This window comes from Aureimonas endophytica (assembly GCF_014642635.1).
Classification (GTDB): Bacteria; Pseudomonadota; Alphaproteobacteria; order Rhizobiales; family Rhizobiaceae; genus Plantimonas; species Plantimonas endophytica.
In genome coordinates this window covers 581,517-593,060 of record NZ_BMIQ01000003.1, presented here as the reverse complement: position 1 = coordinate 593,060, position 11,544 = coordinate 581,517, and the positions used below count along the sequence as shown (strand labels likewise).

The following is an 11,544-nucleotide window of genomic DNA, read 5'->3' as shown; positions in this document are numbered from 1 at the left end:
GGCCGGACAAGGAAAGGTGGCGGCTAGAAGCCGGTCTTGCCGGGAATCCATCCCGTGCCGGCCAGAGGCACCTGCGCCATGGCGGAGGCCTCGATCGTCAGGGCGACCAGGTCCTCGGGCTCCAGATTGTGCAGGTGGTTGTGGCCGCAGGCGCGCGCGATAGTCTGCGCTTCAAGCGTCATCACCTTCAGATAGTTGGCGAGGCGGCGACCGGCGGCGACCGGATCAACGCGCTTCATCAGCTCGGGGTCCTGCGTGGTGATGCCGGCGGGGTCCTTGCCCTCGTGCCAGTCGTCATAGGCGCCGGCCGTGGTGCCGAGCTTCTCGTATTCGGCCTCCCATTTCGGATCGTTGTCGCCGATGGCGACGAGCGCCGCCGTGCCGATCGCCACCGCGTCGGCGCCGAGCGCCAGGGCCTTCGCCACGTCGGCGCCCGAGCGGATGCCGCCCGAGACGACGAGCTGCACCTTGCGATGCATGCCGAGATCCTGGAGCGCCTGCACGGCCGGGCGGATGCAGGCGAGCGTCGGCATGCCGACATTCTCGATGAAGACGTCCTGCGTCGCAGCCGTGCCGCCCTGCATGCCGTCGAGCACCACGACATCGGCGCCCGCCTTCACCGCCAGCGCGGTGTCGTAATAGGGCCGCGCGCCGCCGACCTTGATGTAGATCGGCTTTTCCCAGTCGGTGATCTCGCGCAGTTCCAGGATCTTGATCTCGAGATCGTCCGGGCCGGTCCAGTCCGGGTGGCGGCAGGCCGAGCGCTGGTCGATGCCTTCAGGCAGGTTGCGCATCTTGGCGACGCGTGGGCTGATCTTCTGGCCGAGCAGCATGCCGCCGCCGCCGGGCTTGGCGCCCTGACCCACCACGACCTCGATCGCGTCGGCGCGGCGCAGGTCGGCCGGGTTCATGCCGTAGCGTGAGGGCAGATACTGGTAGACGAGCGTCTGGCTATGGCCGCGCTCCTCGTCGGTCATGCCGCCGTCGCCGGTGGTGGTGGAGGTGCCGGCGATCGTCGCCCCGCGCCCCAGCGCCTCCTTGGCCGGGCCCGACAGCGCGCCGAAGCTCATGCCGGCGATGGTGATCGGGATCTTCAGGTGGATCGGCGTCTTCGCGAAGCGCGTGCCGAGCGTCACCGAGGTGTCGCAGCGCTCGCGATAGCCTTCCAGCGGATAGCGCGAGATGGAGGCGCCGAGGAACAGGAGGTCGTCGAAATGCGGCACCTTGCGCTTGGTGCCGCCGCCGCGGATGTCGTAGATGCCGGTCGCCGCCGCCCGGCGGATCTCGGCGAGCGTCTGGTCGTCGAAGGTCGCCGACTTCCTCGGCGGCATGGGCGGGTTGTGATAGCTCATCCGACCGTCTCCTCGTTTCGGCTCAATAGGCGTCGGCATTGTCGATGTTGAAGCTGTAGAGGGTGCGGGCCGAGCCGTAGCGCCGGAACTCCGAGGGCGAGACGCCCTCCACCCCGGCCTTGGCGAGAAGGCCTTCGAGAAGGTCGAGGTGTTCGGGCCGCATCGCCTTCTCGATGCAGTCGGCGCCGAGGCTCTTCACCGCGCCGCGCACGAAGAGACGGGCCTCGTAGAGCGAGTCGCCGAGCGCCTCGCCGGCGTCGCCCAGCACCACGAGATTGCCCGACTGCGCCATGAAGGCCGACATGTGCCCGATCGACCCATGGACGACGATGTCGATGCCCTTCATCGAGATGCCGCAGCGCGAGGCCGCGTTGCCCTTGATGACGAGGAGCCCGCCGCGACCCGTCGCGCCCGCATATTGCGAGGCGTCGCCCTCGATGACGACCGTGCCCGACATCATGTTCTCGGCGACGCCCGGCCCGGCCGAACCCTCCACCGTCACCGTGCCGCCGTCGTTCATGCCGGCGCAGTAATAGCCGACCGAGCCCTTCACCTGGACGGCGACCGGGCTGTCGATGCCGACCGCCACCGCATGGGCGCCGCGCGGATTGACCACTTCGAACGCGGTGTCGTTGGCGCCGGCCGGAATGGCGTGCAGCGCCTGGTTCAGTTCACGCAGAGGCGTGTGGGCGAGATCGAAGACGGGCATGGCAGGATCCTGGGAAAGAGAAGGAAGGCGGTGCGATCAGGCGGCGGCCTTGTCGTGGTCCCAGAAGTAGACGGTGGCGGGCTCCGGCTCCCAGACGCGCGCCGTCTCGATGCCCGGCAGGTTGACGAGCGCGCGATATTCCGACCCGAAGGCGACGTAGCGGTCGGTCTCGGCCATCACGGCGGGCTTGCAGGCGATGGGATCGCGCAGGACCCCGAAGCCGGACTTCGTGCCGACGACGAAGGTAAAGAAACCGTCGAGATCGTCCAGCGCGCCGGTCAGCGCCTCGCCCAGATCCTTGCCGGTCTCCATCTCGGCGGTGAGATAGGCGGCGGCGACTTCCGAATCGTTCTGCGTCTCGAAACGCATGCCCTTCTTCACCAGCTCGCGGCGAAGGTTGTTGTGGTTCGACAGGGACCCGTTATGGACCAGGCACTGGTCGGCGCCGGTGGAGAAGGGGTGCGCGCCCATGGTGGTGACGGCCGATTCCGTCGCCATGCGGGTATGGCCGATGCCATGCGTGCCGCTCATCCGCGCCACGCCGAAGCGGGCGACGACATCCTTCGGCAGGCCGACTTCCTTGTAGATCTCGACGCTGGTGCCGACGCCCATGACGCGCACGTCCGGCGCCGTCCGCGCCAGCGCGGCGCGAACCGCGTCGAGCCTGTCCGAGGGGACGGCGATCACGGCATGGGTGCTCTTCACCGTCACCGTCGCGGCGCCGCCCGAGGCCTCGCCGAGCTTGGCCTCCAGCCCCGGAAAGTCGCGCTCGGGGGCGGCCGACTGCACCGTGATCTTCGCCAGATCGTTCGTCTCGCCGCCATAGATGGCGATGCCCGCCGAGTCCGGTCCGCGATCGGTCATGGTGACGAGCATTTCGGACAGGAGCGCGCCGAGTTCCGGCTCCAGCGTCTTGTCCTTCAGAAACAGTCCAACGATCCCACACATCGGCGGCGGCCCTCATCTGTTGTGATGAGAGCGTAGGCCAAGCTTCGCGCCGAGATCAACCTTGCAGGAATAAAAATTTCTTCTGAAGAACATATGGGCAGGTGCCCAAATATGCGGCGGCGCCTCTGCCCGTTCGCGCGTCAATCGCCGCCGCCGGCGGGATAGGCGATGATCGACAGGTAGCGGCTCGGCAGCGTCACCAGCCTGTCCGGGCCGTGCGGGGCGTCGGCGTCGAAGAACAGGCTGTCGCCCGGCCGCATGTGGAACAGCTGGTCGCCGTGCCGATAGACCACTTCGCCTTCCAGCATGTGCAGGAATTCGAGGCCCGCATGCTGGAAGGTCGGGAAGGTGTCGGAATCCTTGGTCAACGTGATGAGATAGGGCTCCACCGTCACGCCGCTCGTGGTCTCGTGGATATGGCCGAGAAGCTTGTACTGGTGTCCCGCCCGCGTGCCGCGCCGTTCCAGCTCGACGCCTTCTCCCGCCGGCACGAAGACGGCGTTGCGCGTCTCCTCGAAGCGGCGGAAGAAGGCGGTGATCGGCAGTCCGAGCGCCCGCGACAGGGCTTGCAGCGTCGTCAGCGAGGGCGAGATGTTGCCGTTCTCGATCTTCGACAGCATGCCGAGCGACAGACCCGTGGCGGAGGCGAGATCGGCGACGGTGATGCCGAGCGCCTTGCGCCGGGCGCGCACTTCGGCGCCGATCGCCATTTCCAGGTTGTTCTCCTTCGGCTCGCGCAGCGCGTGCGGGTCCTGATGGAGCGGCGACGCGGCCGCGTCGCCGTCCGGCGCCCCCCGTTTCGGTTTCGCGGTTCCGGTTTCGGTCATGCCAAGCGCTCGCCTCATCGCGCAGGAATTATCCTCCCGGTGAAAATCACTCAACTGCGAAGAATGTCGCCGGGCACGGCGCGTCTCGCCTCGCCGGGGCGCTGGCCGAACAGGTCGCGAAAGGAGCGGGAGAAATGTCCGGCGCTGGAAAAGCCGGTGGCGAAGGCGATCTCGGCCACCGAGAGCGGGCTCTCGCGCAGAAGGCGGCGACCGTGTTCCAGTCGCAGCCGGCGATATTGGGCGAGAAAGCTCGATCCCATATGGCGTGCGAACAGGCGGTCCACCTGCCGAGGCGACAGGGCGACGAGGCGCGCCATGGCCGCGCGCGACAAGGGCGCTTCGACGCTCGCCTCCATGCGCTCCAGGATCGCGACGAGCGCGGGATGGTGGACGCCGTAGCGCTCGGGCACGGAACCGCGCTGCGGGCTGCTGCCCGGCTCGATCTCGGTGTGAAGGAACCAGTCCGACACGCGCCGGGCGAAGCCGGCCCCCATGCGCGCGGCGATCAGGGCATGCATCATGTCGAGCGGCGCGATCCCGCCGCCGCAGGTCAACCGGTCGCGGTCGATCACGAAACGCGCCTGTTCGGGATGGAGATGGGGAAAGGCCTCGCGCAGAGCCGGCGCGTGTTCCCAATGGATGGTGAAGCGCCGGTTGGCGAGAAGCCCCGCCTCGGCGAGAAGGTAGGGGCCGCCGGAAATGCCGCCGAGCGCGACGCCCTCGCTCGCGGCCTGGCGAAGGGCGGCGTGCACGGCGGGGCGGCGCCAGTCGGCGGGCGAGCCGCCGGCGCAGGCGAAGAGCATGTCGAGCTTGGCGCCCGGCCCCGGCAGCGCCGCCGCCGGCACCGCCGCCCCGCCGGACGAGGCCACGAGGCCGGACTCCTCCGCGAAGGTCTCGACGCGGAACAGCGTCCGGTTCGCCAGGATGTTGGCGGCCCGGAACGGCTCGCTCGCCGAGGCGAAGGACATCAGCGCGAAGCCCGGCAGAAGCAGGAAGCCGATGCGCCGTTCGGGAACGTCGTTGAGCGCGCTCATGTCCCGGATCTACAAGAAATCGTCCTTTTCGTGCAAGCCAAGCGGCGCGGCGGGAGGCAGGATCGGCGTCATTCGAACCTGCGAACGGGCCGACGATGGGCTATTCCGCGCTTTCCATCCTGAAGAACGGTCTTCGCGGCAACCGCCATTGGCAGGCCGCCTGGCGCGATCCGGCGCCGAAGCCCGCCTATGACGTGGTGATCGTCGGCGGCGGCGGCCATGGTCTCGCCACGGCCTACTATCTCGCCAGGACCTTCGGCCTCCGCAAGGTCGCGGTTCTGGAGAAGGGCTGGCTCGGCTCGGGCAATATCGGCCGCAACACCACCATCATCCGCTCGAACTACCTCCTGCCCGGCAACAATCCCTTCTACGAATTCTCGATGAAGCTCTGGGAGGGGCTGGAACAGGACTTCAACTACAACGCGATGGTGTCCCAGCGCGGGGTGCTGAATCTCTTCCATTCCGACGCGCAGCGCGACAGCTATACGCGGCGCGGCAATGCCATGCGCCTCCACGGCGTCGATGCCGAGCTGCTCGACGCCAAGGCGGTGCGCGAGAAGCTGCCCTTTCTCGGCTTCGACGACGCCCGCTTTCCGATCAAGGGCGGGCTCCTCCAGCCGCGCGGCGGCACCGTGCGCCACGACGCCGTGGCCTGGGGCTATGCGCGGGGCGCGGACGCGCTCGGCGTCGACGTGATCCAGAACTGCGAGGTCACCGCCATCCGGCGCCGGAACGGCCTCGTCACCGGCGTCGAGACGACGCGCGGCTTCATCGGCGCCGGCAAGCTGGCGCTGGCCACCGCCGGCCATTCCTCCGCGACCGCCGCCATGGCGGACATGGTGCTTCCCCTGGAAAGCCACGTCCTCCAGGCCTTCGTGACGGAAGGGCTGAAGCCCTTCATCGATTGCGTCGTCACCTTCGGCGCCGGGCATTTCTACGTGTCGCAGTCCGACAAGGGCGGGCTCGTCTTCGGCGGCGATATCGACGGCTACAATTCCTACGCGCAGCGCGGCAACCTCGCCACCGTGGAACATGTCGCGGAAGCGGGCGTCGCCATGATCCCCGGCCTGTCGCGGGTGCGCGTGTTGCGCAGCTGGGGCGGCGTGATGGACATGTCCATGGACGGCTCGCCGATCATCGACCGCACCCCGATCGACAATCTCTTCCTGAACGCCGGCTGGTGCTACGGCGGCTTCAAGGCGACGCCCGCCTCCGGCTATTGCTTCGCCCATCTGATCGCGCGCGGCGAGCCGCACGAGACGGCGCGCGCCTTCCGCCTCGACCGGTTCCGACGCGGCCTGACGATCGACGAAAAGGGCCAGGGCGCCCAGCCGAACCTCCATTGAGGACCACCGTTCCATGGCCAGTCTGATCCGCTGCCCGCATTGCGGCGCACGTCCGAAGGAAGAATTCACGGTGAAGGGCGCGGCGCTCGACCGCCCGGCGCCCGCCGCCGGCGAGGACGCGTGGTTCTCCTATGTCTATCTGCGCGAGAACCCGCGCGGCCCCTATGCCGAATATTGGCACCACACGTCCGGCTGCCGGCGCTGGCTGCGGGTGACGCGCGACACGGCGACCCACGAGACGCTGTCCGTGACCGACGTGGCCTCGGCCCGTCTCGGCGAGGGCGCGCGATGACCTCCTTCCGTCTTGCGCAAGGGGGCCGGATCGACCGGACCCGGCCGCTGCGCTTCACCTTCGACGGCAGGCCGCATGTCGGCTTCTCGGGCGACAGCCTCGCCTCCGCGCTTCTCGCCGAAGGCCGGATGGTGATGGGGCGCTCCTTCAAGTATCACCGCCCGCGCGGGCCGGTGAGCGCCGGGGCGGCCGAGCCGAACGCCCTCGTCACCATCGGCACGGGCGGGCGCCGCCAGCCCAACAGCCGGGCGACGGTCGTCGATCTGTGCGAGGGATTGGAGGCCGTCAGCCAGAACCGCTGGCCGTCGCTCGATTTCGATATCGGCGCGCTGAACGGTCTCCTGTCGCCCTTCCTCTCGGCCGGTTTCTACTACAAGACCTTCATGTGGCCCGCCGCCTTCTGGGAAAAGGTCTACGAGCCGCTGATCCGCCGCGCCGCCGGCCTCGGGCGCGCGACCTACCACGCCGATCCCGACGCTTACGAGAAGCTCTGGGCGCATTGCGACCTCCTCGTCGTCGGCGCGGGGCCGGCGGGGCTGGCGGCGGCGCTGACCGCCGGGCGCGCGGGCGCCGAGGTGATGCTCCTCGACGAGAATGCCGAGATCGGCGGCGCGCTGGTCGGCGAGACCGCGACGATCGGCGGCGAGCCGGCGGATGCCTGGCTTCGCGACGCGCTGGCCGAGCTGAGTAACCTGCCCAATGTGCGCCTTCTCACGCGGACGACGGCCTTCGGCTGGTACGACGACATGGTGTTCGGCGCGGTGGAGCGCGTCGGTGCGGGGAACGGAGCGCCGGCCGAACGGCTGTGGCGCATCGCTACGCGCCGCGCCATCCTCGCCACCGGGGCCGAGGAACGCCCGCTCGTCTTCGGCGACAACGATCGGCCGGGCGTGATGACCGCCGACGCCGCCGTCGCCTATGCGCGGCGTTACGGCGTGGCGATCGGCCGCCGGGTCGCCGTCTTCGCCAATGGCCCGGCCGGCGCGCGGGCGGCCGCCGCCCTCGAAGCCGCCGGCATCGAGGTCGTGGCGCTGATCGACGCGCGCGGCGAGGCGGCAACGCCGACGATCGAAGCGCGCGTCCTGAAGAACACCGTGGTCGCCGGAGCCGAGGGCGGCAGAGCGCTGCGCGCGCTGCGGCTTCGCCGCGCCGATGGACGCGAGGAGCGTGTCGAGGTCGATGCGCTCGCCATGTCCGGCGGCTTTTCTCCGCGCATCCATCTCGCCTGTCATCGCGGCGGCAAGCCGCGCTGGAGCGAGGCGCATGGCGCCTTTCTCGCTCCCGAGGGACGCAGCGCGCTTCCGCTCGCCGGCGCGGCGAACGGAGCTTTCACCATCGCCGCCTGCCTCGCGGAAGGCGCGGCGGCGGCCGTCGCCACGCTGTCCGATCTCGGCATCGCGGCGAGCCCGGCGGAATTCGGCCGGGTGGAAGGCGATGTCGCGCCCGGTCCGGTCCGGACGCTCTGGCAGGTGCGGCAGCCGAAGGGCAAGGCCTTCGTCGACTTCCAGAACGACGTGCACTTGCGTGATCTCGATCTCGCGGTGCGCGAGGGTTTCGCCCATGTCGAGCTCGCCAAGCGCTACACCACGAACGGCATGGCGACCGATCAGGGCAAGCTGTCCAATGTCAACGCCATCGGCATCCTGGCGGAGGCGAGGGGGCAGTCGCCGGGTGCCGTCGGCACCACGACCTTCCGCCCCTTCTACACGCCCGTGTCCTTCGGCGCGCTCGCCGGTCCCGCGAGGGGCCGCGAGTTCCAGCCGGCGCGCCGCTCGCCGCTGCACGGCTGGGCCGAGAAGAACGGCGCGGTCTTCGTGGAAACCGGACTCTGGCACCGCTCGGCCTGGTTTCCGCGCGCCGGCGAGGCCGACTGGCGGCAGAGCGTCGATCGCGAGGCGCGCACGGTGCGCGCGGCGGCCGGGCTCTGCGACGTGTCGACCCTCGGCAAGATCGAGATCTTCGGACGCGACGCGGCCGTCTTTCTCGACCGCGTCTACTGCAACGGCTTCGCCAAGCTGCCGGTCGGGCGGGCGCGCTACGGGCTGATGCTGCGCGAGGACGGGATGATCTATGACGACGGCACCACGAGCCGCCTGTCGGCGGAGCATTTCTTCATGACCACCACCACCGCGCTCGCCGCGGGCGTCATGAACCATCTGGAATTCTGCGCCCAGGCCCATTGGCCGGAACTCGACGTGCGCTTCGCCTCCGCCACCGACCAATGGGCGCAGATCGCGGTCGCCGGACCGCGCTCGCGCGAGATCCTGGCGGGGATCGTCGACGAGGACATCTCGGACGCCGCCTTTCCGTTCCTGGCGGCGCGCGAGGTGACGCTGTTCGGCGGGCGCCTGGAAGGCCGCCTGTTCCGCATCTCGTTCTCGGGCGAACTCGCCTACGAGATCGCCGTGCCGGCGGGCTTCGGCGAGGCGCTGGCCGACGCGCTCATAGCGGCGGGCCGTCCGCACGGCATCTGCGCTTACGGCACCGAAACGCTCGGCGTGCTGCGCATCGAGAAGGGCCATGTCACCCATAACGAGATCAACGGAACGGTGACGGCCGCCGATCTCGGCTTCGGGCGGATGGTGTCGAGGACCAAGGTCGATTTCATCGGCAAGCACATGCTCGGCCGCGAAGGGCTGACCGCGCCGGACAGGCCCTGTCTCGTCGGCGTCCGGCCGATCGATCCTGGGACGACCTTCCGCACCGGCGCGCATATCCTGGCCAGGGGCGCCGCCGCGACGCTCGAAAACGACGAGGGCTACGTCACCTCCTCCTGCTTCTCGCCCCATCTCGGCTCGACCATCGGCCTTGCGCTGGTGAAGCGCGGCGCCGAACGGCATGGCGAGGAAGTCGTGATATGGAGCGGTCTCCACGGCGAAACGACGCCGGCCCTTCTGTGCGATCCGGTTTTCATCGACCCCGAGAACGAGAAGCTCCATGGCTGAAATCGCGCTTCTCTCCCGCCCCGCTCTGCCTTTCGCGCCGCTCGGGCATGCGGGCGGGGTCTTGCGGATCGAGCCCTTGCCGGAAGGGCGCCTCCTGCACGCGCTCGCCCCGGCCGAAGCGGCGGAGGATGCCGCCGCGAGCCTCGCCGCCCTGTTCGGCGACGCGCCGCACGCCCTTCGCCCCTATGCGCCCGGCCAGTGGTTTCTGGTCGGCGACGCGCCGCTGCGACCCGGCGATCTCGCGCGGATGGGCGAGCGCCTCGACACTTGCGCCGCCCTGTCGGACCAGAGCCATGGCCGCGTCCGCCTCGCGCTGGAGGGCGAGGGCGCGCGACGTCTTCTGGCGAAGGGGACGGCGCTCGATCTCGGGGACCGCGCCTTTCCGGTCGGCGCCTCGGCGCAGACCCTGTTCGGTCATATCGGGGTCCACATCACCCGCACCGCGCCCGATCGCTACGAACTGATCGTTCTGCGCAGCTTCGCCGCGAGCCTTTGGCACGATCTCTGCCATGCGGGCGCCGAGTTCCTGTCCGATGAGGGCGATGGCCGCGACGTCGCGGCAAGGAGACATCATGCTTCCGGCCAGTGAACACCCCGTCGCCCGGGCGCTTCGCGATCCCTCGCTGCTCGTTTCGAAGGCCTATCTCGCCGGCGAATGGGTCGGCGCGTCGGATCGGACCTTCGCCGTCACCGATCCGTTCGACGGCGCGCTTCTGGCGGTCCTGCCCGATCTCGGGCCGGACGATACGCGCCGCGCCGTCGCGGCGGCGGCGGCCGCGCAGAAGGACTGGGCGAAGCGCACCGCCAAGGAGCGCGCCGGCGTCCTGAAGCGTTGGTACGAGCTCGTCATCGAGAATGCCGAGGACCTCGCCGCCATCCTGACCGCCGAACAGGGCAAGCCGCTCGCCGAGGCCAAGGGCGAGGTCGTCTCGAACGCCGCCTATCTCGAATGGTTCGCGGAGGAAGCCAAGCGCATCGACGGCGAGATCATACCCGGCGCCAATCCCGCGCAGCGCATTCTCGTCCTGAAGCAGCCGGTCGGCGTCTGCGCGGCGATCACGCCCTGGAACTTTCCGAACGGCATGATCACCCGCAAGGTCGGCCCGGCGCTGGCGGCGGGCTGCACGATCGTCCTGAAGCCTTCGGAACTCACGCCCTTGTCGGCGCTGGCGCTCGCCGTCCTGGCGGAGCGGGCCGGCGTGCCGAAGGGCGCCTTCTCCGTCGTCACCACGACGGACGCCAAGAGCTTCGGGCTGGAGGTGACCAAGAATCCGACCGTCGCCAAGATCACCTTCACCGGTTCGACCGCGGTCGGGCGCTGGCTGATGCGCGAGGGGGCCGATACGATCAAGCGGCTGAGCCTGGAGCTCGGCGGCAACGCGCCCTTCATCGTCTTCGACGACGCCGATCTCGACGCCGCCGCCGACGGGGCGCTCCTGTCGAAGTTCCGCAATGCCGGCCAGACCTGCGTCTGCGCCAACCGCATCTACGTGCAGGAGGGCGTGGTCGAGGCCTTCACGCGCAAGCTGCTCGAGCGCGTCGCCACGCTGAAGCTCGGGCGCGGCTCGGAGGAGGGCGTCACGCTCGGCCCGCTGATCAACACGCAGGCGGTGGAGAAGATGGAGCGCCACCTGTCGGATGCCCTGGGCAAGGGGGCGAAGCTCCTGACCGGCGGCCGGCGTTCGGATGTCGCGCCCACCATGTTCGAGCCGACCGTCGTCGCGGGCGTCACGCAGGACATGATCCTGACCAAGGAAGAGACCTTCGCGCCGCTCGCCCCGATCATCTCCTTCAGGGACGAGGCGGATGTGATCGCCATGGCGAACGACTCGGAATTCGGTCTCGCGAGCTATTTCTACGCCCGCGACATGAAGCGCATCCTCACCGTGGCCGAGGCGCTCCAGTCGGGCATGGTCGGCGTCAATACGGGAGCGCTCGCCAACGAGATGGCGCCCTTCGGCGGCGTCAAGCAGTCCGGCCTCGGCCGCGAGGGCTCGCATCACGGCATCGAGGGATATCTGGAACTGAAATACGTCGCGCTGGCCGGGCTCTGACGGTCCCGGGCCGCGCTCCGACGCCCTTCGCCGCCGA

The 11,544-nt window shown here is 69.4% G+C and carries 10 protein-coding genes; 5 read left to right on the top strand and 5 right to left on the bottom strand.

What is annotated here, in order from left to right; all coding sequences use genetic code 11:
- Positions 1 to 23 precede the first annotated feature (23 nt).
- From IEY14_RS12875 to IEY14_RS12855, 5 genes are all read right to left on the bottom strand, one after another.
- Positions 24 to 1,352, bottom strand: a complete 1,329-nt coding sequence (locus IEY14_RS12875; protein WP_188909008.1) for an FMN-binding glutamate synthase family protein — start codon at positions 1,350 to 1,352, stop codon at positions 24 to 26.
- 22 nt (positions 1,353 to 1,374) lie between these two features.
- Complete coding sequence (locus IEY14_RS12870) at positions 1,375 to 2,061, bottom strand: GltB/FmdC/FwdC-like GXGXG domain-containing protein (RefSeq protein WP_188909007.1); 687 nt, start codon at positions 2,059 to 2,061, stop codon at positions 1,375 to 1,377.
- A gap of 36 nt (positions 2,062 to 2,097) precedes the next feature.
- Complete coding sequence (locus IEY14_RS12865; protein WP_188909006.1) at positions 2,098 to 3,009, bottom strand: class II glutamine amidotransferase; 912 nt, start codon at positions 3,007 to 3,009, stop codon at positions 2,098 to 2,100.
- A gap of 140 nt (positions 3,010 to 3,149) precedes the next feature.
- Positions 3,150 to 3,836 carry a helix-turn-helix domain-containing protein gene (locus tag IEY14_RS12860; RefSeq protein WP_188909005.1) on the bottom strand — a complete coding sequence of 229 codons (687 nt, stop codon included), beginning with the start codon at positions 3,834 to 3,836 and terminating at the stop codon, positions 3,150 to 3,152.
- A 50-nt stretch (positions 3,837 to 3,886) separates the two neighbouring features.
- Positions 3,887 to 4,870, bottom strand: a complete 984-nt coding sequence (locus tag IEY14_RS12855; RefSeq protein WP_188909004.1) for a GlxA family transcriptional regulator — start codon at positions 4,868 to 4,870, stop codon at positions 3,887 to 3,889.
- Between the two features lie 95 nt (positions 4,871 to 4,965).
- On the opposite strand from IEY14_RS12855, the gene IEY14_RS12850 reads away from it, so the two are divergent.
- The 5 genes from IEY14_RS12850 to IEY14_RS12830 are packed head-to-tail and all read left to right on the top strand — an operon-like array spanning position 4,966 to position 11,507.
- Positions 4,966 to 6,216 (top strand): sarcosine oxidase subunit beta family protein, encoded by a 1,251-nt coding sequence (locus tag IEY14_RS12850; protein WP_188909003.1) that lies wholly within the window; start codon positions 4,966 to 4,968, stop codon positions 6,214 to 6,216.
- A 13-nt stretch (positions 6,217 to 6,229) separates the two neighbouring features.
- The gene (locus tag IEY14_RS12845; RefSeq protein ID WP_188909002.1) at positions 6,230 to 6,508 is read left to right on the top strand and encodes a sarcosine oxidase subunit delta; all 279 of its coding nucleotides are present in this window, start codon (positions 6,230 to 6,232) and stop codon (positions 6,506 to 6,508) included.
- Positions 6,505 to 9,453 carry a sarcosine oxidase subunit alpha family protein gene (locus IEY14_RS12840; protein WP_188909000.1) on the top strand — a complete coding sequence of 983 codons (2,949 nt, stop codon included), beginning with the start codon at positions 6,505 to 6,507 and terminating at the stop codon, positions 9,451 to 9,453. The genes IEY14_RS12845 and IEY14_RS12840 overlap by 4 nt, the downstream gene beginning before the upstream one ends.
- Positions 9,446 to 10,042, top strand: coding sequence for a sarcosine oxidase subunit gamma (locus IEY14_RS12835; protein ID WP_188908998.1), 597 nt, complete (start codon positions 9,446 to 9,448; stop codon positions 10,040 to 10,042). The genes IEY14_RS12840 and IEY14_RS12835 overlap by 8 nt, the downstream gene beginning before the upstream one ends.
- Positions 10,026 to 11,507, top strand: a complete 1,482-nt coding sequence (locus IEY14_RS12830) for an NAD-dependent succinate-semialdehyde dehydrogenase (protein ID WP_188908996.1) — start codon at positions 10,026 to 10,028, stop codon at positions 11,505 to 11,507. Before IEY14_RS12835 ends, IEY14_RS12830 begins: the two co-directional genes overlap by 17 nt.
- The last annotated feature ends 37 nt before the right edge of the window (positions 11,508 to 11,544 follow it).